Source organism: Mycobacterium sp. GA-1199, from assembly GCF_001500045.1.
Taxonomy (GTDB): domain Bacteria; phylum Actinomycetota; class Actinomycetes; order Mycobacteriales; family Mycobacteriaceae; genus Mycobacterium.
This window is the reverse complement of sequence record NZ_LQIX01000002.1, coordinates 119,165-141,779: the sequence shown is the minus strand read 5'-3', so window position 1 is coordinate 141,779 and position 22,615 is coordinate 119,165. Positions and strand designations below refer to the sequence as shown.

Below are 22,615 nucleotides of genomic sequence, written 5' to 3'. Positions count from 1 at the left end.
GTGTGGGCGTAGCGGGTCGCGCCGGGGTGCGACCTGCCACACCGGGCGAGGCCGGGGTCAGTATCCGATCGGGCCCGCGGGCTTGGCGAACTGCATGCGCAACGGCTCCTTGTGGCCGACCAGTTCGACCGATGCCCGGGGCTCTTCCGAATAGCCCAGGCCGAACCGCACCACGTACTGGCGATAGAGAGTGACCAGGGGAGCGGCCGCCAACGCCGCCTGCATCGCGGGCGCGTCACCGATCGCGGTGATGACGTAGGGCGGGCTGTACGTGCGCCCGTTGAGCAGCAGGGTGTTGCCGACACACTTGGGCGCCGAGGTCCCGATGATGCGCTGGTCCTGCATCTGGATGCCTTCCGCCCCGGCGCTCCACAACGCGTTGAGGACGGCGTCGATGTCCTGCTGGTGCACCACGAGGTCGTCGGGGGTGGCGTCGCGGGGAAAGCGGCCCTCGGCGTCGCGTTGCGCGTCGGTGAGCGTGACGACCAGGCCGGGCCCGCGCAGTGGCTCCAGGCCCGCCTCGGAAGCCAACCGCGCCGAGCGGGCGGTGATCGCGGTCAGGGCCGCATCGGTCCCCGGACTGCCCCCGTGATGGCTGTCGACGGACGACACCAACGCGTCCCGTTCTGCGCTGAGCCGGTCCACGGACTGTTGGGTCTCCCGGACCAGGTCGACAAGACGCGGGGCGTCGCTGCGGCGGATCTCGTCACCACCGGAGACACCGTGGGTGGCGGCAAGCAACAAGCCGGCGAGCAGACAGACCACCGGCACCCCGTACCGCCACGCCGTCGACCACCGGCCGACCGTTTGCGGCGTCGGCTTTCGATGATGCGACCGCTGCAACTGGCTTCCCTGACTCTGAAGTGCCGGGCCTACGTTAGGCTCGTACGTACATCGTCGCATTCAGTTGTCCCGAAGGTACCCATGCCCAAGTCCAAGGTCCGCAAGAAGAACGACTTCACCGCCAACCCGGTGAGCCGGACGCCCGTCAAGGTCAAAGCCGGGCCGTCGAGCACCTGGTTCGTCGTGCTGTTCGTCAGCTTGATGCTGATCGGCTTGGTCTGGCTGCTGGTCTTCCAGCTGGCGTCATCGGCCATCCCGTTCCTCGCGGAGCTCGGCCCGTGGAACTACGCGATCGCCTTTGCCTTCATGATCACCGGGCTGTTGCTCACCATGCGGTGGCGCTGAGATCGCCCCGCCCTGAATTGAATTCAACCTTGTCGCTTCCCGTTACCGTGCCAGCAACCGCCCGGTAATCGGATCACACGGATGTGATTCATCCCCATTGGGGATAGCACTTGTGGATAACCGCATACATCCCGGTGGAAGGGTGTGGAGAACTCGTGCAGCAAACTCAATGGAGCCCGCCCGCCGGCGGCATCGCCGCGTGCGCCGTAGGCGGAATTATCTTGGCTACAGTCGCTGTGAGCCTGATCACAGACCCGCCGGGGCGCCTCCTCGGTGGCGTTGCCGGCGTGGGTTTGCTCGTGTTCGCAATCTTCTCGTGGCGCGCGCGACCGAAGCTGGCAATCAAAGACGGCGCCCTCGTCAGCAGGGGGTGGTTCGGTACCAAGGTTTTGCCACGCACCGAGATCAAACTGGTCCGGATCACCGAGTTCCGCCGGCTGGCCCGCAAAGTCCGGCTTCTTGAGATCGACACCAACAGCGGGGACCTGCTCGTGTTCACCCGTTGGGATCTGGGCACCGACCCGTTGCACGTGCTGGACGCGCTGACCCAGGCCGGCTACGCCGGCTGGGGTTCCTCCTGAGCGGTTACGTTACCGGTGCCGAGGCTGCGGTTACTGATGCGTACGGCGCGAACTTCGTCATAAACCGTCGTCTCGGTGGTCTCGGCAACCCTTCGGCAGTCGCGCGTCAGGCGATCGTGATCGAGTCGACGACCACCGGATCGGTCGGTCGGTCGCTGCGGTCGGTCGCGGTGGTCGCGATGGCGTCGACGACCTTCTGCGACTCCGGATCGACGACCTCGCCGAAGATCGTGTGCTTGCGATTCAGGTGCGGGGTCTTGGTGACCGTGATGAAGAACTGCGACCCGTTGGTGCCCGGGCCGGCGTTGGCCATCGCCAGCAGGTAGGGCCGGTCGAACTGCAACTCGGGGTGGAATTCGTCCTCGAATTTGTAGCCCGGTCCGCCGCGACCTGTACCGGTCGGGTCGCCGCCCTGGATCATGAAGCCGTCGATGATGCGGTGAAAGACCACACCGTCGTAGAAAGGTCCGGACGTGCCGCCCGATGCGTTCTCACCGCTGTAGTCCTTGGTTCCCTGCGCCAGGCCGACGAAGTTGGCCACGGTCTTGGGCGCGTGGTTGCCGAAGAGTGCGATCTTGATGTCGCCGCGGTTGGTGTGCAGTGTTGCGGTCGCTGTCTGAATGGGGCTCGTCACGGGATGTCAGTGTGCCACGCCGCGTTCGGCGCCCTTCCGGCACCGTTGGGTTCGGGTGAATGGCAGGCTGTTGTGGTCGCACCCCGGCCGCGAGAAAGGCACACACCCATGAGCACCAGGACCGAGATCCGGTTGACCCCCGGCCAGCGGTTGAGCCGCGGCCTGAAGTACACGGCGGTCGGGCCGGTCGATGTCACGCGCGGCGCATTTGGCCTCGGAGTCAACGGTGCGCAGTCGTCGGCAGCGTGGGTGGGGGAGCGGTATCGCCGGGGCAGGATCAGAGCTCAGCTGAGCGAGGATCTGGCCGCCGCGCAGGAGGCCATCGCGCAGGAGCTCGCCGCCGCGCAGGAGGTCGTGAACCGGGTTCTGCAGGGAGCGGCCCCGACGCGCGCGGCGAAGGCCAGGCAGCGCAGACGCCGACTGGTGTGGGCGGCGGCAGGTGTCGTCGTGGTGGCCGGGGGAGCGGTGGCGTTCTCGATTGTGCGCCGCTCGACGCAGCCGGAGCCGTCCCCGCTGCCGCCGAGTGTGGAAGTGACGCCGAAACCCTGAGCGCTGTCACCGCTGCAGCTTGACGAGCCCCTCCCGAGTCATGTGCGTGCCGTCACCGGACCGGCCAACCCGACGAGATAGGAACTCGATCTGGTCGCGCAGGATGGTCGACAGCCACGGATCGCCGTAGACGTCGAAGTGGTCCACCGGGTAGTTCCGCAGTTCGGTCGGCGCGGTGGCCTTGCCGGCAGCGCGCTCAGCGGCGGAGGACGAGACGACGGTGTCGAAATCGCCGACCTGGACCAGTAGCGGCGCGGCGACTTTCCCGATGCTGCGCACCGGCCGGTTGCGGGCGACGTCGAGGGTGCACCGCGCACGAACCTCGTTGCGCCACAACGGTCCCGACACCGCGAGGAAGTCTTCCAGGGCACCGTCCTTGGCGATCACAGCCGGCGAGCCCTCCGGACCCACCGCCGGCAGCATGTGCGGGCGCCGGCCGAACCGGTCTCGCAACCCCGCCACGGTCAGGGCGACGACCTTGCCGACGCCGGCCGACTTGATCATCATCCCGAGCACAGGGATACCGTCGACGGCCGGCGTGAGTGACACCACCGCGGCGACCCGGCGGTCGTTGGCCGCCACGTTCAAAACGTGCCCTCCCGAGTACGACGTACCCCACAGCACGATGCGGTCCGGGTCGACCCCGCGCAGCCGGCGGGCCGCCGCGATCGCCGCATGATAGTCCGCGCGCTGCCCCCGGTAGTCGATGTGTTGGCGCATCTGCCCCGCGGATCCGCCGAATCCGCGGTAGTCGAAGAGCAAGACGTCCAGACCCGCCGCGGCGAACCCTTCGGCATAGCCCTCCAGCCCGGCATCGCGCGTGCCACTGAAACCGTGGGCCATCACCACGCAGGGACGTCCCGCCGCCGTCTCGAACGCCTCGCTCTGCCCCCGGTAATACCAGCCGGCACAAGCTGTTCCGGCGCTGGGGAAGGTCACCTCGTCGCGGTTCATGCGACACCACCGATCACCGTCAGCTGCGCGCGGTCGGCGCTGCGCCCGAATTCCAGGGTGCCGTCGTCGATCGGGCCGGCGAGGCGTTCGAGGTCGAAGCGGTAGTGGCTCGGGAAGCTCCACGTCGGGTCCTTGACCTGGCGGGGGAACGCGCCGACGCTGCGGCGTACGTAGTTGGACGTCAGATCCTCGAGGATCAACTCCCGTTCGGCATCGGCGTCGGCGAGCCGCGGTACGACGGTGTCGTAGCCGCGACTGTCCATGTGCTTGAACAGCCGTGCCAGGTAGGCGCTGGCCAGATCGATCCGCAACGTCCACGAGTTGTTGGTGTAGCCGAATCCCATCAAGAAGTTCGGGAGGCCGCTGACCATCACCGCCTTGTGGAGCACGGTGTCGGGCCAGTCAATGGGCTCCCCGTCCACGAAAACCTTGACACCCCCGAAGGGGATCAGCTTCAAGCCGGTGGCGGCGACCACGATGTCGGCGGGCAGGAATTGGCCGGATGTCAACTCGATGCCGTCCGGCACGAACCGCTTGATCGTGTCGGTGGCGATGGTGGCGCGGCCGCGCCGGATGGCGCCGTACAGGTCGCCGTCGGGAACGATGCACATCCGCTGCTCCCACGGGTTGTACGCCGGGTTCAGGTGGGTGTCGACGTCGAAACCCTTTGGCAGGAACGCCTTGTTGATCTGTCGGATCACTGCGCGCACGAATCGCGGATAGCGCCGACTGAGGCTGACCAGCGTGCGCAGGCGCTGGATGTTCACCTTTCGCGTCACCTCGAACGCCGTGTTGAGGGGCAGGAAGCGGCGCAGCACATCGAGGACCACGTCCTTGCCCGGCAGCGGAATGATGTAGCTGGGTGAGCGCTGCAGCATGGTGACCAGTCCGGCCTTCTCGGCCAGGGCGGGCAGCAGCGTCACGGCCGTGGCGCCGCTGCCGATGACCACGATCCGCTTGCCTGCGTAGTCGAGGTCCTCGGGCCAATCCTGCGCATGCACCAGAGTTCCGGCGAACGATTCCTCGCCCTCCCAGGTGGGGCGGTAACCGGCCGCATGGTCGAAGTAGCCCGTGCCGGAGACCACCCACCGGGCGCGCACGGTGTCCACCTCGCCGGTGGCAACGTCGCGCAGGGTCGCCGTCCACAGCGACTCAGCCGAGGACCAATCCAGTGACTCGACCCGAGCGCCAAGGCGCAGCCGGTCGGCGAGGTCGAACTCGTCGACCGTCTCGATGAGGTAGTTCTTGATCTCGGCGCCCGGTGCGATCGCCTTCTCCTTGGTCCACGGCTTGTACTGGTAGCCGTAGGTGATCAGGTCGGAATCCGACCGGATGCCGGGATAGCGGAACAGATGCCAGGTGCCGCCGACCTCTTTGTGGGCATCGACGATCAACACCGACTTCTCGGGCGTCTCGATCTTCAGCCGAGACGCGAAGCCGAGTCCGGTGATGCCGGCACCGATGACGAGCACGTCCACATCGGGTGAATCCGCGGCGTGCCCCGCTGTGTCCCCATCGAGGGTGGGAACAGTGCGTGAGTTCTCCTGCACGTCAACTCCTTGAGTTAGGTCACTGTGGCCATCCTCGCGTGATCCGCGGCACGCCGCCAGGTGCATTGCGCACTGTGTTCGTACGTGTATTGTGCAAATGCACATTCGGCGTACGCTTCGGGCATGGCCACGGACGAAGATCGCAGCGTCGAGAGGCTCGTGCACACCGTCGCGGCCTGGTTCGTCGACCCGCAGAGCGGCGCACTGCCACGCGCGGAGGACGCCGCGCTGACGGGCCTCGGGGAGCCGTTCAACGCCGATCCGGTGATGGTGGAAGAAGCCCGCGAGTCGACCCGCCTCAACATCCGGCACTGGCTCAGCACGATCACGACCGCACCCCACGAGCCGGTGCAGCCGACGCTCGCCAGGCCGGTCGTCGGCATTGCTCGCGAAGTGATCCGGCGGGGAGCCGACCACGCCTTGTGGATGGCGTACCACGTCGCGAAAGACGAGGTCTGGCGGTTGTGGATGCTGCGCAGCTTCGAGTTGGAGACGGATCCGGCGGTCCTGGCAGCATCATTGGAGCTGGTCTTCGCTTCGCTCACCTCATGGGTGGACACCACGCTCGACGAGCTGACCACACTCATCGACCGGGAGCGCGAAGACTACGTGTGGCAGTCGCACACCCAGCGACTCGCGACGGTCACCCAGCTGCTGGACGAGGACCCGGCCGACGTCGACCTCGCCGAGCACCGCCTCGGCTACCGCCTTCGCGGCGCCCATCTCGCCGCCGTGCTGTGGACCGTGGCCACGATGCCCGACCAGGCCGCGTTGATGCGAACAGCGACCGAGTTGCGACGTCGCGCCGGGGCCCCGCAGATGCTGGCTGTACCGGCCAGCTCCTCCTCGGTGTGGCTCTGGCTGGGTTCGCACCAGCCACTGGACCCGGGTGTCCTCACCGAGGCTCTCGAGGCCGACCCGGCTGATCTCGACGAGGGCGCGGTGCGACTGGCGGTCGGCGGCTCAGGCATCGACGTCGAGGGCTTCCGCCGCAGCCATTTCGAGGCGGTGAGCGCACAAGTACTCCTGCTCCGGGCACACCAGGTGCGCGCGGCAGCCTTCGATGACATCGCGCTGGTTCACCTTGCGACGCGCGATGAACAGGCGGCGAACGCCTACGTCATCCGGGTGCTGGGGCGGCTGGCCACCGCAGACGCGGACCTGCGCAAAACCGTGCGGGTCTACGTACGCGAGGGCCTGAGCGCTGCCGGTGCCGCACAGGTGTTGTTCACACACCGCAACACGGTGCTCAATCGACTGCAGCGCGCGGAACAGTTGCTTCCCCAGCGTTGGCCCACGCGCTGGCTGGAGGTCGGCGTAGCCCTTGAAATCGACCATTGGCTTGGGCCACGAAGGTGAAGTCTCGGGGCGGCCACGCGAATGACTCCGACCAACCGAATGCCGCAAAACGCGCGTGCCGCCCCGCGATTCATCCTGTGGAGCCTAGGAGAATCGAACTCCTGACATCTACCTTGCAAAGGTAGCGCTCTACCAACTGAGCTAAGGCCCCTGGTTTGCAGGCGGCGCATCGGGCGCCGCGTGCCACACCTCGATGCCGTGGCGCGAACGCCAGACCGCGACGGTGACTGCCGCGGCGATCGCCGTGACGATCAGCAGCACCCGCCTCATGGTGTGAACCTTTCCGTGGGGCTAGGAGGACTCGAACCTCCGACCTCTTCGTTATCAGCGAAGCGCTCTAACCGCCTGAGCTATAGCCCCGTTACCGCCGGGATGGCCGAGCGACGAGATTACCGCAATCGTGGGCTTGCGCCCAAACCGCAGTGCACGCCTGCGCTCCGTCGGCGAGCGACAATCAATCCGTCGGCGGGCCGACAATCAATCCCGGTCGGCGAGCGTCACTTCCACCCCGCCGACCAAGTCTGTGGTCAGGTTGTAGATGAAGGCGCCGATGGTCGCCATCGCAGTCAGCAGCACGATGTTGACCAACCCGATCAGCGTCGCACCCCCGAAGATGGTTCCGCTGGACACCAATTCACCGCCGGAACCGCCGCCGGCGCTGGTGAGCAGGTCGCCGACGTTGGTGTTGAGCTTGCTCCACACGCCCATGCCGCCGAGCACGAGGTACAGGAACGCGACGGCGATCATCCACACGAAGAACAGCGCGACCGACAGCACCGCCGACACCTTGAGCGTGCTCCAGGGGTCGATCCGGCGGATCTGCATGCTGGCGCGCACCGGGCCCTTGTGCCGGGTTCCGACCTGGACGCGCGCCCCGGACGCGGGGCGGCTTCCGGGCTCCGGGTGCGGACGGTCGGCGGGCTTGCGCTGCTGGGCCGGGCGCGGCATCGGCCCGGACAGGTCCGGTAACTCGCTCGCGTACGCCTCGGGGCGCGGTTGCTCGGGCCGCTCGCTCCGTGGCGGGACCTCCTCGGTGGGCGTCCCCGCACCCACGAGGTACCGATTCGGCCGGGCTCCGGCTGTGGGCGAGTTGTTCGGATTACCGCGCTGGTCCTCACCCGTCCGCTCGGGGGGATGGCCGTCGTCGCCGGGGCCCTCCCCGCGCGGCCCAGGTGCTGGAGCCCGCCTCGGCGGCTCCGGGGGCCGCTGGCCCGGGTGCGCGGTCCGGGCCGCCGGGCCGCGCTGCCATGGCGGCACCTCGGCGCGGTCGGGAACCTCGGACCGGGCGCCGGGGGCGTCCTGGTTGGTCGCGGAGCCGTTGGCGCCGCCTGGACCGTCGCCCCCGCGGGGGTGTCCCGGCTCGTTCGGTGAACTCACCTACGGCTCCTCACTGGTCCCGTCCCCGGATCAGGCACCGGGGTCGGTGTTGACCTCGTCGGTGCTGTCGCCTTCCTCGGCGTTGCGCGCGATGGCTATCAGTGTCGTGCCCTCACCCAGGTTCATCAACCGAACGCCCTTGGTTTGCCGCCCGGCCTTGCGAACCTGGCGAGCCGCCGTCCGGATGACGCCCCCACCGGAGGTGATGGCGTACAACTCTGTGTCGTCATCGACGATCAACGCTCCCACAAGATTGCCACGGCGCTTGTCGAATTGGATCGTCAGGACCCCTTTACCGCCGCGTCCCTGCACCGGGTACTCGTCGATGGCGGTGCGCTTGGCGTACCCGCCGGACGTGGCGACCAGCAGATACGTATCCGGTCGCACGACGTTGAGCGACAGCAGCTCGTCGTCGGTGTTGAACCGCATGCCCTGTACGCCGGAGGTTGCACGACCCATCGGCCGCAGTGCCTCATCGGTTGCCGAGAACCGGATCGACTGACCCTTGGCCGACACCAGCAGTAGGTCGTCGTCGGCCGAACACAAGACCGCGCCGACCAGCTCGTCGCCGTCGCGCAGGTTGACCGCGACGATGCCGCCGGAGCGGTTGGAGTCGAAGTCGACCAGCCGCGACTTCTTCACCAGCCCGTTGCGGGTGGCCAACACCAGGTACGGCGCATCCTCGTAGGTCTTGAGCTGGATGACCTGCGCGATCCGTTCTTCCGGCTGGAACGCCAGCAGGTTCGCCACATGTTGGCCCCGCGCGGTGCGCGATGCCTCGGGCAGTTCGTATGCCTTGGCGCGATAGACCCGGCCCTGGGTGGTGAAGAACAGGATCCAGTCGTGCGTCGAGCAGACGAAGAAGTGGTTGACGATGTCGTCCTGTTTGAGCCCGGCGCCCTGCACGCCCTTGCCGCCGCGCTTCTGGCTGCGGTACAGGTCGGTCTTGGTGCGCTTGGCGTAGCCGGTCTCGGTGATGGTGACGACGACGTCCTCGCGGGCGATCAGATCCTCGTCGGCGACCTCACCGTCGGCGGCGACGATCCTGGTGCGCCGGTCGTCGCCGTACTTGTCGACGATCTCTTTGAGCTCATCGCGCACGATCCCGCGCTGCCGTTCGGGCTTGGCCAGGATGTCTTCGAGGTCGGCGATCTCGGCCTCGATCTTGGCCAGATCGTCGACGATGCGCTGCCGTTCCAGGGCGGCCAGGCGGCGCAGCTGCATGTCCAGGATTGCCTGGGCCTGGATGTCGTCGATGTCGAGCAGCTCGATCAGGCCCTGGCGCGCCACGTCGACGGTCTCCGACGCGCGGATCAACGCGATCACCTCGTCGAGCGCGTCGAGCGCTTTGACCAGACCGCGCAGGATGTGGGCCCGCTCGTTGGCCTTGCGCAACCGGTATCGGGTGCGCCGCACGATCACGTCGAGTTGGTGGTTTACGTAATGGCGGATCAGCTGGTCGAGGCGCAGCGTGCGCGGAACACCGTCGACGATGGCCAGCATGTTGGCCCCGAAGCTGGTCTGCAACTGGGTGTGCTTGTAGAGGTTGTTGAGCACCACCTTGGCCACCGCATCGCGCTTGATCTCAATGACGATGCGTAGGCCGACCCGGTCGCTGGACTGGTCCTCGATGTTGGAGATGCCGGCCAGCTTGCCGTCGCGGACCTGCTCGGCGACCGAGGTGATGAAGTTGTCGTGGTTGACCTGATACGGCAGCTCGGTGATGACGATGCCGGTGCGGCCGCGGCTGTCCTCTTCGATCTCCACCACACCGCGCATGCGCACCGACCCGCGGCCGGTGGTGTACATGTCGGAAATGCCCTGGGATCCGACGATCAGGCCGGAGGTGGGAAAGTCCGGGCCTTTGACGCGTTCGGTGACGGCGGCCAGCGTGGCCTCCTCGTCGGCCTCGAAATTCTCCAGGCACCAGTACACCGCGTCGGCCAGCTCACGCAGGTTGTGCGGCGGAATGTTGGTGGCCATACCGACGGCGATACCGCCCGAACCGTTGGCCAACAGGTTGGGGAACCGGCTCGGCAGGACGGTGGGTTCCTGCACCCGCCCGTCGTAGTTCGGGATGAAATCGACTGTCTCCTCGTCGATTTCGCGCAGCATCTCCATCGCCAGCGGAGTGAGCCGCGCTTCCGTGTTGTGGCTGACGAAGCCGTTTGTGATGAACGCGTGGTCGTCGGTATCGATGCGGAGGCTGTACACCGGCTGCACGCCGGCATCAGTGACTGAAGCCACGCGAGCGTAGTGATACTTGTCGATTGTGAACTCTCCGACGGAATCTCGCCCACTTGTGTCGTGAGATGCACAATCGGGGAGCATCGCCACGCGATCACCCGGGCGGAGGTCCTCGACCAGCTTCCACTCGAGCGTTTGGACGCCACCGACCTGATCGAGGCACAGTAGCGGGTGGTTAGCAGTGCCGGTTAGCTCGTGGCCCTCCACGGTGCGGACGGTGTAGGTGGCGTGGTCGCCCGAGTGGAACAATCGGTCGGCGACTACCGGTTCACCGTGACGCCCAACCACTTTCAAGTCGATGACGTTGTCGGAATTCGGCTGGGCGCCCGGGAACACGTCGCGAATCGCGACCGACGTGCCATTCGGCAACAACACGAGCGCGTCTCCCGTGACGCAGTACCTCATGGCGGCCGGCGGGTCGTTGCCCGGCGAACCGAAGTTGCCCTGCCCGTCGACCAGCGGGTAGCGCAGCGACCACGGTTGGGCCATGCGCACGAGGGTGTCGTAGATCGAGGCGTCACCGTGCGGGTGGTAGTTACCCATCGTCTCGGCAACGGAGCGTGCGGATTTCGCGTGGCTGCGGTCCGGACGGAAACCGGAGTCGAACATCGCGTAGAGCACCCGCCGGTGCACCGGCTTGAGGCCGTCGCGCACCTCGGGCAGCGCGCGCCCGACGATCACGCTCATCGCGTAGTCGATGTAACTGCGCTGCATCTCCTGCTGGATGTCGACCGGCTCGATGCGGTCACCTGCTTCGTCGCCGGGCGGCAACGTCGTATCAGTCATCAATCAGCCTTAGTATCGGGTTGAGTGTTCGCCGGTGGGCTTGCCGCTAAACATCAAGGAAGCGAACGTCTTTGGCGTTTCTGGTGATGAAGCTGCGGCGGGCTTCGACGTCTTCACCCATCAGGATGGAGAACAGTTCGTCGGCGGCCGCGGCGTCATCGAGGGTGACCTGGCGCAGTACCCGCACCGAGGGGTCCATGGTGGTCTCCCATAGTTCCTTGGCATCCATCTCGCCCAGACCTTTGTAGCGCTGGATGCCGTCGTCGGTGTTGATCTTCTTGCCGGCCTTGCGGCCCGCTTCGAGCAGCCCGTCGCGCTCGCGGTCGGAGTAGGCGAACTCCGGTTCGCTGCGCTGCCACTTCAGCTTGTACAGCGGGGGTTGGGCCAAGAACACGTGGCCGTTTTCGATGAGCGGCTTCATGAATCGGAACAGCAGCGTGAGCAGCAGCGTGGAGATGTGCTGGCCGTCGACGTCGGCGTCGGCCATCAGCACGATCTTGTGGTAGCGCAGTTTGGAGATGTCGAACTCGTCGTGGATGCCGGTGCCGAGCGCGGTGATGATGGCCTGGACTTCGGTGTTCTTGAGCACGCGGTCGATGCGGGCCTTCTCGACGTTGATGATCTTGCCGCGCAGCGGCAGGATCGCCTGAAACATCGAGTCACGCCCGCTTTTTGCCGAGCCGCCGGCCGAATCACCCTCGACCACATACAGTTCGGATTTGCGCGGGTCTGTGGAGCGGCAGTCGGCAAGCTTGCCCGGCAGACCGCCAATGTCGGTGGCGCTCTTGCGACGCACCAACTCCCGCGCCTTACGGGCGGCGATGCGGGCCTGTGCCGACGAAACCGCTTTGTTGACAACGGTCTTAGCCTCGGCGGGGTTGGCGTCGAACCAGTGCGTCAGCTCCTCGTTGCAGATCTTCTGCACGAACGACTTGACCTCGGTGTTGCCGAGTTTCGTCTTGGTCTGGCCTTCGAACTGCGGTTCGGCGACCTTCACCGAGATGACGGCGGCCAGCCCCTCTCGGATGTCGTCGCCGGTGAGGTTCGGGTCCTTGTCCTTGAGAAGCTTCTTGTCCTTGGCGTACTTGTTGACCACCGACGTCAGCGCGGCGCGGAAGCCTTCCTCGTGGGTACCGCCCTCGTGGGTGTTGATGGTGTTGGCGAAGGTGTGCACCGACTCGGAGTAGCCCGCGTTCCACTGCATCGCGATCTCGACCTCGTGACCGGGACCCTTTCCGTCGAAGTCGATGATGCTCTGCTGGATCGCCGTCTTCGTGCGGTTGATGTGCTTGACGAAGTCCACCAGACCGCCGGGGTAGTGGAACACGCGGTGCTTCACCTTGTGCGCACCCTTGTCCTCGGCCGCCTTCTCGTCGGCGCTCTTCGGTGCCTCGGCGGTGTCGCTGACCACCTCGTCGACGACCTCTTCGGCGGTCACCCGCTCGTCGGTGAGCTCGATGGTCAGGCCCTTGTTGAGGAACGCCTGCTCCTGCAAGCGCCGGGCGACGGTCTCGAAGTCGTATTCGGTGGTCTCGAAGATGTCCGGATCGGCCCAGAACCGCACCGTCGTGCCGGTCTCCTTGGTCTTGCCGCCCTGCTTGAGCTCACCGGGCACCGAGCGGTCGTAGTATTGAAACCACTCGTAGCCGTCGCGCAGGATCGTCACCTCGACCCGCGACGACAGCGCGTTGACCACCGAGACACCGACGCCGTGCAGACCGCCCGAGACCGCATATCCGCTGTTCTCGCCGCCGAATTTGCCGCCGGCGTGTAGCTGGGTCATGACCACGTCGACGGTCGGGATCCCCGCCTGCTTGTGTTTCTCGACGGGGATGCCGCGCCCGTCGTCGGTCACGCTGACGCTGCCGTCGCCGAGGATCTTCACGTCCACCCGGGTGGCGTAGCCGGCCATCGCCTCGTCGATCGCGTTGTCGACGACCTCCCAGATCAAGTGATGCAGACCACGCTCGCCGGTGGAGCCGATATACATGCCCGGGCGTTTGCGGACCGCTTCGAGACCCTCGAGAATGGTGATTGCATCGGCGCCGTACTCCTTGGGAGCACTCTTCTTCTGGGCAGCCACGTTGGACGGGTCTCCTTGGTCTCTTGCCGGGACGGCTGGCGAGGCGGTTAACGCACCGCCTGCGGATCTGCTTCCATCCTACCGGCAGAGCTTGACAGCACCGACTCTGAGGCGGCGTTTCTGCACACCTATTTGGGCCGCCTGTGGAATTTCTCGATCTCGGGTGCCTGAAGACGCTTGAGAACTAGGATTGCGGCGTTCTCGCGCCTTTCAGGCAAGTGCGGTCCCGAGCGCTATCCGTATGTGTCGCGGGGGCCTCGGCCCGCGATGTGGTAGCGGCCCTTGCGCCACGACGGCGCGACCGGTCCGACGATCTTCAGCGATTTGACGACGCCGTCTCCCACCGCGTCCGCGATCTTGGCCAACACCTGTGCCTGCACCATCCGCAACTGCGTGGCCCATGCCGTGGACTCCGCCGAGATGGTCAACACACCCTCGTTGAGGGAGGTCGGCGTCGCGTGTGCGGCGATACCCTCACCGACGACGCCGGGCCAGCGGCCGAACACCGCGCCCTCGGCGACGCGTCCGGACCATCCGCGGCTACGGGCCAGTTCGCTTGCGGCGGGCCCGAACGGCTGCGGATCGCGGGAGTCCGGGCCTGGACCAGACCACCGCCGACGCGTATTACCGGCGATCTTTCGAGGCGCCGCACCGCGGCCGCGACCGACCTCCTTACCCTGGCTGCGCGCCGCACCGCGCGCCTCCTCGAGGGTGCGCCGAACCAGATCCATCCCGCGCAGGTGCGCCAGGTGTTCGGGCGGCCCCGCTTCGTCGGGCGACGTCATGGCTCCACCACCGAGATCCGTCCGAGATGCTCGTCGCGCATCGTCACTCCAATCCTGCGCGCGTCCCAGTCGGCTGGGACGTCCTCTGGCACGGCCGCCGTGACCAAGACCTGCTCGGCCGAGGCCGCGACCGAGGCCAGGGCCTGCCTGCGCGCCTTGTCCAGCTCGGCGAACACATCGTCGAGCAACAACACCGGATCGCCCCCTTCCGTACGCAGTAGTTCGTAGGCGGCCAGCCGCAGCGACAACGCCATCGACCATGATTCCCCATGGCTGGCAAAGCCTTTCGCGACCTGGTCACCCAACCGCAGTTCGAGGTCGTCGCGGTGGGGCCCCACCAGGCACACTCCGCGTTCCAGTTCGGCGTCCCTTCTCCGCGCCAAGGCGTCCAGCAGGGCCGCCTCGAACATCTCGGCATCGGCGGTGCCCGCCGCCGCTTCTGCCTCCACCACCTCCACACCGCTGCGGTAGCGGATCGCCGCAGGCCGCGACGACGGTGCCAGCAGCTGGTATGCCTTCTCCACCTCCGGTGCCAGTTGGTTGACCAGGTCAACCCGTGCGGCGATGAGCTTCGACCCGTTCTCGGCGAGGTGGCTGTCCCACACGTCGAGGGTGTCGAAAACGCTTCGGTCACCGCGGAATCGAGCACTGGACGCCGTCTTGAGCAGCGCGGTTCGCTGGCGCAGCACCTTGTCGTAATCCGCGCGGATCGCGGCCACCTGCGGGCGTCGAGTGGTGGCGAGTTCGTCGAGATAGCGGCGTCGCTCACCCGGATCGCCCCGCACCAGGGCCAGGTCCTCCGGGGCGAACAGCACGGCCCGCAGCACGCCGAGAATCTCGCGGGCGGAGCGAACGGGGGAGCGGTTGATGCGGGCCTTGTTGGCCCGCCCGGCCGTGACCTCCAGGTCCACCGCCAGTTCCCGGCCTTCGTTGACGACGATGGTCGACACCACCGCACGTTCGGCGCCGGTCCGTATCAGCGGCGCATCCGTGGCGACCCGATGCGATGCGAGGGTCGACGAATACCAAAGAGCCTCAACGAGATTCGTCTTACCGAAGCCGTTCGGCCCGACAAACACGGTCCTGCCGGGTTCGAGATCCAATTCGACGCGCGGCCACGATCGGAAGTCGGTCAACGCCAGGCGGCGGACGTACACGGTGCGACCGCCTACCCCGACTCGCTGACCCGTTTGACCGCGTGCCCACCGAACTGGTTGCGCAGAGCAGAAACCGCCTTCATCGCGGGGGACTCCTCCTGGCGGGAGGCGAACCGCGCGAACAGCGACGCCGCGATCACCGGCATCGGCACTCGGTGATGGATGGCCTCCTCGACGGTCCACCGACCCTCGCCGGAATCCTCGGTGTATCCGCTGATCTCACCGAATTCCGGGTCCTCCTTCAACGCCTTGGCGAGCAACTGCTGCAACCAGGACCGCACCACGGTGCCGTTGCTCCACGCCTGGATGACGGCTTGGGTGTCGGTGATCAGGTCTTCGGCGGCCAACAGTTCGTAGCCCTCGGCGTAGGCCATCATCAGGCCGTACTCGATGCCGTTGTGCACCATCTTCGCGTAGTGGCCCGCGCCGACCGGCCCGGCGTGCACGAACCCATCTTCTCGCGGCCCCGGCGGCCGCAACGTGTCGAAGATCGGCATCACGCGTTCGACGTCGGCGTCGCTGCCGCCGACCATCAGGCCGTAGCCTTCGGTCAATCCCCACACCCCGCCGGAAACACCGGCGTCGATGAACGCAATTCCCTTCTCGCCCAACAGTTTCGCGTGCGGGGCGTCCTCGGTGTAACGGGAATTTCCACCGTCGATGACCAGATCACCCGCGTCGAGCTCATCGGCCAGGGCGGTGATGGTGTCGCGGGTGATCGGTCCCGAGGGCACCATCACCCACACCACCCGGGGAGCATCAAGGGCTTCGGCCAGGGCGGCGAGCGTGGGCACGTCGGTCACTTCCGGTCTCGGGTCGTAACCGACGACTTCATGGCCTCCTTCGCGCAGGCGCTCGCGCATGTTGAAGCCCATCTTGCCGAGACCGACCAGGCCGAGTTGCATGAGCGCCCCTTCCGTAGGGTCCGGGCCGGTCAGCCGGGTAGGCGCACCGGCATCAGCAGGTAGACGTAGTCGGTCTGTTGCGCGGGGAACGGTCCCGCCGCACCGACATCCGTGTCGTCGTCATTGGCCGGACGCAACACCGCGGGACGGCTGGGTGTGGTGAAACCGAAGGTGACCCGCTCCGAATGCAACGAGCTCAGACCGTCCGTGAGATACGTGGGGTTGAACGCGATGGTCAGCGGATCACCGGCGAAACTGACCGGAAGGTCCTCCTCCGCGCGGCCCACATCGTCGGCGCCCGCCGACAGGTGCAACGAGTCCTCAGAGAATTCCATCCGCACCTGGGCACCGCGATCGGCCACCAGCGCCACACGCTTGATGGCCTCGGTGAGTTCACCGACGCCGATCGTCGCCATCGCCGTGTGCTCGGTGGGTAGCAGCTGCCGGAATTTCGGGAACTCCGCATCGAGCAGACGGGTGGTGCTGCGCTTGCCCCCGCTGCTGATACCGAGCAGCCCCTCTTTACCGACCGCCGATCCCGCGCCGAGCGCCAGATGCACGTCGCCGCCGTCGGAGCCGGCTTTGGCCGCTTCCGAAAGTGTCTTGGCCGGCACCAGCACCGCCGCCTCCAGGTCGGGACCGGCCGTCGACCATGTCAGCTCGCGAACCGCCAGGCGGAACCGGTCGGTTGCGGCCAAAACCACTTTCTCCCCGGCGATTTCGACGCGGATTCCGGTCAACATCGGCAGCGTGTCATCACGGCCGGCTGCGACGGCCACCTGGCCGATCGCCTCGGAGAACAGCTCGGCGGATATGACGCCGGTCTCGTCGGGCAGTGCGGGCAACGTGGGGTAGTCCTCGACGGCCATCGTCGGCAACGAGAAGCGTGAACTACCACACGTCAGCGACACGCGCGTGCCGTCGACGCTGACGTCGATCGGTTTGGCGGGCAGCGCCCGGGTGATGTCAGACAACAACCGACCGGAAACCAAAACGCTGCCGGGTGAGGCGATCTCGGCAGGCACCCGCACCTCGGCGGAAACCTCGTAGTCGAATCCCGAAATCGTCAACCCGTCCTCGGAGCCGGTGAGCAAGACGCCGGCGAGCACCGGGACCGTAGGCCTGGTGGGCAGATTGCGGGCCACCCATGCCACGGCTTCGGCGAAGTCTTCACGTACCAGGCGGAACTTCAGATCGGTGACACCAACCGTTGTCGTCGCCACGTCCATAGGGTCCCTTCGATCACAATCACGACAAGCCTCGAGCAGCGGTTTCCCGGTGTCTCACCACGCGTCTCAACGATGCGTCCCCGACGACCGTAACGGCTGTGCTGAATCACCGTAGAGCTTTCCGCCCCAACTTGAAAGCTAATCGATCGCGGTGACATCGACGGCATTCGGCCGGTGTGACCACCGACGGTTCGGTGCTTCCCCAAGCGCCTTCTTCGAAGGAGATTCTTGAGAGATATACAAGCAACAGTATTAGGGCCTGTGGATGCTGGGGATGAATCCATGTCGGCGCTGCTTAGGGGCCTAGGGGGTTGTGAGCCAACTGTGGATGGAGGCGGCGCCGGGCGGAATGAACTGTGGAGACGCCGGGGGTTGTGTAGCAATCGGCTGGTTGTTCGCGGGTTGGTCCCAGGTTCTCCACACCGGTGTGCACAACGCCTCGTTGTGACTGGTGATGCCGGCGGTGCAGAAGATTTTTGGAGAAATTTGTCGGGACGGCCGCATCCGGGCGCGATCGAGCGCGACGGGAGGGGAGTGGGCGCCGGGGGAGTCAGCGCTTGGAGCGCTGACGGATACGCGTGGTGAGTTCTTTCACGTGATCGAATACCTCACGCCGCTCGGCCATCTCACCGCGAATCTTCTTCTCCGCGTACATCACGGTGGTGTGGTCACGGCCGAACGCCTGGCCGATCTTCGGCAGGGACAGATCGGTCAGCTCGCGGCACAGGTACATGGCGATCTGTCGGGATTGCGCGAGCGCTCGGGTCTTACCGGGGCCGCGCAACTCCTCGACGGTGGTCTCGAAGTACTCGGCGGTGGCGGCCATGATCGCCGCGGTGCTGATCTGCATGGTGCTCGCGTCGGAGATCAGATCGCGCAGCACGATCTCGGCCAGCGACTTGTCGATCGCCGTCTTGTTCAACGACGCGAACGCGGTGACGCGGATGAGGGCACCTTCGAGTTCGCGAATGTTGCGCTCGATGCTGCTGGCGATGAGCTCGAGGACGTCGTCCGGAACATCGAGGCGGTCCATCTGGGCCTTCTTGCGCAGGATGGCGATCCGCGTCTCCAGCTCCGGCGGCTGGACGTCGGTGATCAGTCCCCACTCGAAACGCGTGCGCAACCGGTCTTCGAGGGTGGCCAACTGCTTGGGCGGCCGATCCGAGGAGATGACGATCTGCTTGTTCGCGTTGTGCAGAGTGTTGAAGGTGTGGAAGAACTCCTCCTGGATACCTTCCTTGCCCTCGATGAACTGGATGTCGTCGACCAACAACACGTCGATGTCGCGGTAGCTGCGTTTGAACGACGCCTTGCGATCGTCGCGCAGGGAGTTGATGAAGTCGTTGGTGAACTCCTCGGTCGACACGTACTTCACGCGCATGCCGGGAAACAGCCGCTGGGCGTAGTTGCCCGCCGCGTGCAGCAGGTGCGTCTTGCCCAGCCCGGACTCGCCCCAGATGAACAGCGGGTTGTACGCGCGCGCCGGCGCCTCGGCGATCGCGAGTGTCGCCGCGTGAGCAAATCGATTCGAGGCGCCGATCACGAACGTGTCGAAGGTGTAGCGCCGGTTGAGATTGACCGCGGTGGCGTCGTCGGTCAGCGTGCTGGGCGGCCGGCTGGTGAAGTAGGTGGGCCAACTTTCCTCGGCGCTGGCCCTGGCTTCGAGGTCCTCGTCGACTTCGTCGGGTTCGCCGACGGCCGCCAGTCCGCTCAACGGACCGTCGGTGTCGTCGGGCCCCGGGTCGGCGATACGCACGCCCAGTTCAACGCGCTGGCCGAGCTGGCGGCTCAACGCGGTGATGATCGGCTCCCGCAGGTGACGTTCGATCTCGTTCTGCACGAACGGGGTGGGCACCGACAGCAGGGCAAAGCCCTCGGTGATCACAAGGGGTTTGACCAGCTTCAACCAGGCTCTTTGCTGAGGAGTCAGGCCCGGGCCCGCCATGTCGCCACCCGCTCCCGAGGGGCTGCCGTTGAGTTCGGCGACCACCGTGTTCCACACGGCTACGAACGGGGGGTCGGGGTCAGCTGTCAACGACGACTACCCCCTTGCGGCCGGCCCAGAGACGACCAAAAGGAACGATGACGATCTGTCCACAAAGTTATCCACAGGCTGTGGAGACTGGACAGTCGTCGTCGTTCTGTTTTCCACCGGCGGGGAGGCCGCGGGTCGGGCCACATCACAGATGTGTGGGCTCACGACTGGTCGGGCATCCTCGCTTCGTTGTCCGTCGCCGTTTCGTTATCGAAGCGGCATTGGCAGAAGCTAACAGTTTTCTTCGCGGGTGCCAACCGTTCTGCAACATTGCATGGACGGATATTTTCCGCTGTTGGTCGGCGGTGACGCGTGTTGCAAATGTGGCTGTCCACACGGTCATTCGGCCAGGTTTGACCCAGCGAAATCTCCTCAGTACCCTCGAACAGTCGCCCGTACGAGGCGATACGGCTGCGACCCGGGCATCGATCGGGGACCGCGCCGGCTAGCAAGATGGACGAGCTTACCAACGGCAACTGCGTCCAAACCGATTTCGTACGTCGTCGGTGGGGGATGCGGGTGCCAGACGCAACAAGGAGACAGCCGTGGCCAAGGGCAAGCGGACCTTCCAGCCGAACAACCGGCGCCGGGCGCGCGTGCATGGCTTCCGGCTGCGGATGCGCACGCGGGCAGGTCGTGCGATCGTCACGAACCGGCGGAGCAAGGGTCGGCGCAAGCTGACCGCGTGACTCCCACGTGACTTCGAGCGGGAGTTGACGCTGGTGCTTCCGGCGCGGTACCGCATGACGCGTTCGACGGAGTTCGGGAACACGGTCAGTCGAGGGGTGCGCGCAGTGCAGCCCGATCTCGTCGTGCACGCCCTACGGTCCGACGAAGCCTCCGACCCCGGGCCCCGGATCGGTCTGGTGGTCTCCAAAGCGGTCGGCACCGCGGTGCAACGCCATCGCGTGGCCCGGCGACTGCGTCATGTCGCGCGAACCCTCATCGATGAGCTGGACCCCGCCGATCGCGTGGTGATCCGCGCGCTCCCCAGCAGCCGGCATGCGATATCGGCGCGACTCGAACAAGAACTGCGCACAGCGCTTCGCCGAGCCACACCCAAGACCGAGGCATCCCGGTGAGGTCGGTCGGCGCGCGGACGGCCCGCGCGGTCATCTACGTGATCCAGCTGTACCGGCACACCATCTCGCCGCTACGGCTGCCGACTTGTCGATTCACCCCGACCTGTAGCCAGTACGCGGTTGACGCACTGACCGAGTACGGGCTGGTGCGCGGCGGTTGGCTCGCGACGGTACGGCTGTTGAAATGCGGGCCATGGCATAGGGGAGGATGGGATCCGATCCCGGACCGCCCGGCAGCCGGCGGACACGGCGACGCAGACGTGGCGGGCGCTCCCGCGGACGAGTCTTCACAGGATCGGGACACCGCTGCCGACGTCACTGGCGGCCATCCAGCATTGCGAGCAGGAAGCGAGACGCGTGTTTAACTGGTTCAGCCTCGACATCATCTACTACCCGGTGTCGGCGATCATGTGGGTCTGGTACAAACTGTTCGCCTTCCTGCTGGGGCCGTCGAACTTCTTCGCTTGGGCGCTCTCGGTGATGTTCCTGGTGTTCACCCTGCGTGCGATCCTCTACAAGCCGTTCGTGAAGCAGATCCGGACGACGCGCCAGATGCAGGAGTTGCAGCCCCAGATCAAGGCGCTGCAGAAGAAGTACGGCAAGGACCGTCAGCGCATGGCGCTGGAGATGCAGAAGCTGCAGCGCGAGCACGGCTTCAACCCCATCCTCGGGTGCCTGCCGATGCTGGCTCAGGTGCCGGTGTTCCTCGGGCTGTTCCACGTGCTGCGGTCCTTCAACCGGACGCAGGGTGGGTTCGGTCAGATCCAGTTGTCGGTGGAGCAGAACCGGGCGACCGGTAACTACGTCTTCAGCCCGACCGACGTCGCGAACTTCCTCGACGCGCACCTGTTCGGAGCGCCGTTGGGCGCGACCATGATTCAGACCAGCGGCCTGGACGCCTTCACCGAGTTCAACCGGGCGGCGGTCATCGCGGTCGGCGTGCCGATCATGATCCTCGCCGGTATCGCCACGTACTTCAACAGCCGCGCCTCGATCTCGCGCCAGAGCCCGGAGGCCGCCGCCAACCCGCAGACGGCGATGATGAACAAGTTGGCGCTCTACGTCTTCCCGCTCGGTGTCGTCGTGGGCGGGCCCTTCCTGCCGCTGGCCATCATCATGTACTGGCTCGCGAACAACATCTGGACCTTCGGTCAGCAGCACTACGTGTTCGGCAAGATCGAGAAGGAAGAAGAGGCGAAGAAGCTCGAGGCCCAAGAGCGGCAGGCGAAGAATGCACCGCCGCCGGGGGTCAAGCCGAACCGGAATCGCAAAGCTCAGGCGGCGAAGGCTCCGGAGACGGCGGAGCCGGTTCAGAGCGACGAGGCCGACAGCAGCGAGCCCGCGTCGGAGAACGGCGCGCCGGGCAAGAAGCCGACGGGCGGCAGTCCGGGCAAGGCGGCCAGCGGAGCGACGAACCGCACGCCGCGGCCCGGCGCGAGCCCGCGCCCCGGGGCGCGGCCCAAGAAACGTAAACGGTGACCGGACCAGCCCGGTGGGATGAGAGGGAACGACATGACTGACGCCGAGACGACCGAGCGCGACGAACTCGTCGATGAGGACAGCAGCGCCGCCGCGCCGGTAGCTGAGGACGATCTGGAAGAGAAGCTGGTCGCCGAGGGCGAGATCGCGGGCGACTACCTCGAGGAGCTGTTGGACCTACTGGACTTCGACGGTGACATCGACCTCGACGTCGAGGGGGACCGGGCGGTCGTGAGCATCGATGGCGGCGCCGACCTCAACAAGTTGGTGGGGCGCAAGGGCGAAGTTCTCGACGCGTTGCAGGAACTGACCCGGCTCGCCGTGCACCAGAAGACGGGGGAGCGCAGCCGGTTGATGCTCGACATCGCAAGGTGGCGGCGGCGTCGCCGTGACGAGCTGGCCGCGCTGGGCGACAAGGTGGCGCGCCGCGTGCTCGAGACCGGGGAGCGCGAAGAGCTCGCCCCGATGACGCCGTTCGAGCGCAAGATCGTCCACGACGCGGTGGCGGCGGTGGACGGCGTCCACAGCGAGAGCGAGGGCGTCGAACCGTCGCGACGTGTGGTCGTCCTCGCCGACTGACCCAGAGTTACAGCTGTGTAGTTCGTTGGCGTGTCGGTCCGACGCGACGATCCGGA

Annotated in this window: 22 protein-coding genes and 2 tRNA genes; 9 read left to right on the top strand and 15 right to left on the bottom strand. The window is 66.3% G+C overall.

Going from position 1 to position 22,615, the window contains the following annotated elements:
- Positions 1-57: 57 nt before the first annotated feature.
- Positions 58-843 carry a DUF881 domain-containing protein gene (locus AU198_RS03765; RefSeq protein WP_502689265.1) on the bottom strand — a complete coding sequence of 262 codons (786 nt, stop codon included), beginning with the start codon at positions 841-843 and terminating at the stop codon, positions 58-60.
- A gap of 81 nt (positions 844-924) precedes the next feature.
- Here AU198_RS03765 and crgA point away from each other — a divergent pair, with 81 nt between their 5' ends.
- Both crgA and AU198_RS03755 read left to right on the top strand, forming a co-directional pair.
- Positions 925-1,188, top strand: coding sequence for a cell division protein CrgA (crgA, locus tag AU198_RS03760; protein ID WP_064346144.1), 264 nt, complete (start codon positions 925-927; stop codon positions 1,186-1,188).
- A 155-nt stretch (positions 1,189-1,343) separates the two neighbouring features.
- Positions 1,344-1,769 (top strand): PH domain-containing protein, encoded by a 426-nt coding sequence (locus AU198_RS03755; protein WP_064346143.1) that lies wholly within the window; start codon positions 1,344-1,346, stop codon positions 1,767-1,769.
- Between the two features lie 106 nt (positions 1,770-1,875).
- On the opposite strand, the gene AU198_RS03750 is transcribed toward AU198_RS03755, so the two are convergent.
- A complete protein-coding gene (locus AU198_RS03750) occupies positions 1,876-2,403 on the bottom strand; it encodes a peptidylprolyl isomerase (protein WP_064346142.1) in 528 nt (175 codons plus the stop codon).
- A gap of 108 nt (positions 2,404-2,511) precedes the next feature.
- On the opposite strand from AU198_RS03750, the gene cwsA reads away from it, so the two are divergent.
- Positions 2,512-2,952, top strand: coding sequence for a cell wall synthesis protein CwsA (gene cwsA, locus AU198_RS03745; protein ID WP_064346141.1), 441 nt, complete (start codon positions 2,512-2,514; stop codon positions 2,950-2,952).
- Positions 2,953-2,958: 6 nt separating this feature from the next.
- Here the strand turns inward: cwsA and AU198_RS03740 are convergent, their stop codons facing one another.
- Both AU198_RS03740 and AU198_RS03735 read right to left on the bottom strand, forming a co-directional pair.
- Positions 2,959-3,906 carry an alpha/beta hydrolase gene (locus tag AU198_RS03740; protein WP_064346140.1) on the bottom strand — a complete coding sequence of 316 codons (948 nt, stop codon included), beginning with the start codon at positions 3,904-3,906 and terminating at the stop codon, positions 2,959-2,961.
- Positions 3,903-5,456, bottom strand: coding sequence for a flavin-containing monooxygenase (locus AU198_RS03735; RefSeq protein WP_197416014.1), 1,554 nt, complete (start codon positions 5,454-5,456; stop codon positions 3,903-3,905). The genes AU198_RS03740 and AU198_RS03735 overlap by 4 nt, the downstream gene beginning before the upstream one ends.
- 123 nt (positions 5,457-5,579) lie before the next feature.
- On the opposite strand from AU198_RS03735, the gene AU198_RS03730 reads away from it, so the two are divergent.
- A complete protein-coding gene (locus AU198_RS03730; RefSeq protein WP_064346138.1) occupies positions 5,580-6,815 on the top strand; it encodes a PucR family transcriptional regulator in 1,236 nt (411 codons plus the stop codon).
- 78 nt (positions 6,816-6,893) lie between these two features.
- Here the strand turns inward: AU198_RS03730 and AU198_RS03725 are convergent.
- From AU198_RS03725 to dnaA, 11 genes are all read right to left on the bottom strand, one after another.
- Positions 6,894-6,966 (bottom strand) — tRNA-Ala (locus AU198_RS03725).
- Positions 6,957-7,085 carry a hypothetical protein gene (locus tag AU198_RS26780; protein ID WP_286141429.1) on the bottom strand — a complete coding sequence of 43 codons (129 nt, stop codon included), beginning with the start codon at positions 7,083-7,085 and terminating at the stop codon, positions 6,957-6,959. Before AU198_RS26780 ends, AU198_RS03725 begins: the two co-directional genes overlap by 10 nt.
- 16 nt (positions 7,086-7,101) lie before the next feature.
- Positions 7,102-7,175: transfer RNA gene (locus AU198_RS03720), tRNA-Ile, on the bottom strand.
- A gap of 117 nt (positions 7,176-7,292) precedes the next feature.
- Positions 7,293-8,192, bottom strand: coding sequence for a DUF3566 domain-containing protein (locus AU198_RS03715; RefSeq protein WP_064346137.1), 900 nt, complete (start codon positions 8,190-8,192; stop codon positions 7,293-7,295).
- A gap of 30 nt (positions 8,193-8,222) precedes the next feature.
- Positions 8,223-11,225, bottom strand: a complete 3,003-nt coding sequence (gene gyrA / locus AU198_RS03710) for an intein-containing DNA gyrase subunit A (protein WP_064346136.1) — start codon at positions 11,223-11,225, stop codon at positions 8,223-8,225.
- Between the two features lie 46 nt (positions 11,226-11,271).
- Complete coding sequence (gyrB, locus tag AU198_RS03705; RefSeq protein ID WP_064346135.1) at positions 11,272-13,308, bottom strand: DNA topoisomerase (ATP-hydrolyzing) subunit B; 2,037 nt, start codon at positions 13,306-13,308, stop codon at positions 11,272-11,274.
- A 233-nt stretch (positions 13,309-13,541) separates the two neighbouring features.
- Entirely contained in the window at positions 13,542-14,093 is a 552-nt protein-coding gene (locus AU198_RS03700) for a DUF721 family protein (protein WP_064346134.1), read from the bottom strand.
- Complete coding sequence (gene recF / locus AU198_RS03695; RefSeq protein ID WP_064346133.1) at positions 14,090-15,250, bottom strand: DNA replication/repair protein RecF; 1,161 nt, start codon at positions 15,248-15,250, stop codon at positions 14,090-14,092. Before recF ends, AU198_RS03700 begins: the two co-directional genes overlap by 4 nt.
- An 11-nt stretch (positions 15,251-15,261) precedes the next feature.
- Positions 15,262-16,155, bottom strand: a complete 894-nt coding sequence (gnd, locus tag AU198_RS03690) for a phosphogluconate dehydrogenase (NAD(+)-dependent, decarboxylating) (RefSeq protein WP_064346132.1) — start codon at positions 16,153-16,155, stop codon at positions 15,262-15,264.
- A 29-nt stretch (positions 16,156-16,184) separates the two neighbouring features.
- Complete coding sequence (gene dnaN, locus AU198_RS03685; protein ID WP_064346131.1) at positions 16,185-17,384, bottom strand: DNA polymerase III subunit beta; 1,200 nt, start codon at positions 17,382-17,384, stop codon at positions 16,185-16,187.
- A 550-nt stretch (positions 17,385-17,934) separates the two neighbouring features.
- Positions 17,935-19,419: a chromosomal replication initiator protein DnaA gene (dnaA, locus tag AU198_RS03680; RefSeq protein ID WP_064346130.1), complete on the bottom strand. Its 1,485-nt coding sequence runs from the start codon at positions 19,417-19,419 to the stop codon at positions 17,935-17,937.
- Positions 19,420-19,964: 545 nt separating this feature from the next.
- On the opposite strand from dnaA, the gene rpmH reads away from it, so the two are divergent.
- Genes rpmH through AU198_RS03660 form a run of 5 tightly spaced genes read left to right on the top strand, consistent with a single transcriptional unit; the run spans position 19,965 to position 22,559 of the window.
- Complete coding sequence (rpmH, locus tag AU198_RS03675) at positions 19,965-20,108, top strand: 50S ribosomal protein L34 (RefSeq protein WP_064346175.1); 144 nt, start codon at positions 19,965-19,967, stop codon at positions 20,106-20,108.
- A 33-nt stretch (positions 20,109-20,141) separates the two neighbouring features.
- Positions 20,142-20,501, top strand: a complete 360-nt coding sequence (gene rnpA / locus AU198_RS03670; protein WP_064346174.1) for a ribonuclease P protein component — start codon at positions 20,142-20,144, stop codon at positions 20,499-20,501.
- The gene (gene yidD, locus AU198_RS25660) at positions 20,498-20,866 is read left to right on the top strand and encodes a membrane protein insertion efficiency factor YidD (protein ID WP_156431475.1); all 369 of its coding nucleotides are present in this window, start codon (positions 20,498-20,500) and stop codon (positions 20,864-20,866) included. The genes rnpA and yidD overlap by 4 nt, the downstream gene beginning before the upstream one ends.
- Before the next feature lie 43 nt (positions 20,867-20,909).
- Complete coding sequence (gene yidC, locus AU198_RS03665) at positions 20,910-21,980, top strand: membrane protein insertase YidC (RefSeq protein WP_231744562.1); 1,071 nt, start codon at positions 20,910-20,912, stop codon at positions 21,978-21,980.
- Between the two features lie 33 nt (positions 21,981-22,013).
- Positions 22,014-22,559: a Jag family protein gene (locus AU198_RS03660; RefSeq protein WP_064346128.1), complete on the top strand. Its 546-nt coding sequence runs from the start codon at positions 22,014-22,016 to the stop codon at positions 22,557-22,559.
- Positions 22,560-22,615 lie beyond the last annotated feature (56 nt).

What these genes read in the sequence shown, in the direction of transcription:
- gnd (WP_064346132.1), bottom strand. Translation starts at nt 16,155, where the DNA reads ATGCAACTCGGCCTGGTCGGTCTCGGCAAGATGGGCTTCAACATGCGC.
- cwsA (WP_064346141.1), top strand. Translation starts at nt 2,512, where the DNA reads ATGAGCACCAGGACCGAGATCCGGTTGACCCCCGGCCAGCGGTTGAGC.
- AU198_RS26780 (WP_286141429.1), bottom strand. Translation starts at nt 7,085, where the DNA reads ATGAGGCGGGTGCTGCTGATCGTCACGGCGATCGCCGCGGCAGTCACC.
- AU198_RS03700 (WP_064346134.1), bottom strand. Translation starts at nt 14,093, where the DNA reads ATGACGTCGCCCGACGAAGCGGGGCCGCCCGAACACCTGGCGCACCTG.
- AU198_RS03730 (WP_064346138.1), top strand. Translation starts at nt 5,580, where the DNA reads ATGGCCACGGACGAAGATCGCAGCGTCGAGAGGCTCGTGCACACCGTC.
- gyrA (WP_064346136.1), bottom strand. Translation starts at nt 11,225, where the DNA reads ATGACTGATACGACGTTGCCGCCCGGCGACGAAGCAGGTGACCGCATC.
- dnaN (WP_064346131.1), bottom strand. Translation starts at nt 17,384, where the DNA reads ATGGACGTGGCGACGACAACGGTTGGTGTCACCGATCTGAAGTTCCGC.
- AU198_RS03740 (WP_064346140.1), bottom strand. Translation starts at nt 3,906, where the DNA reads ATGAACCGCGACGAGGTGACCTTCCCCAGCGCCGGAACAGCTTGTGCC.
- crgA (WP_064346144.1), top strand. Translation starts at nt 925, where the DNA reads ATGCCCAAGTCCAAGGTCCGCAAGAAGAACGACTTCACCGCCAACCCG.
- yidC (WP_231744562.1), top strand. Translation starts at nt 20,910, where the DNA reads ATGTGGGTCTGGTACAAACTGTTCGCCTTCCTGCTGGGGCCGTCGAAC.
- AU198_RS03660 (WP_064346128.1), top strand. Translation starts at nt 22,014, where the DNA reads ATGACTGACGCCGAGACGACCGAGCGCGACGAACTCGTCGATGAGGAC.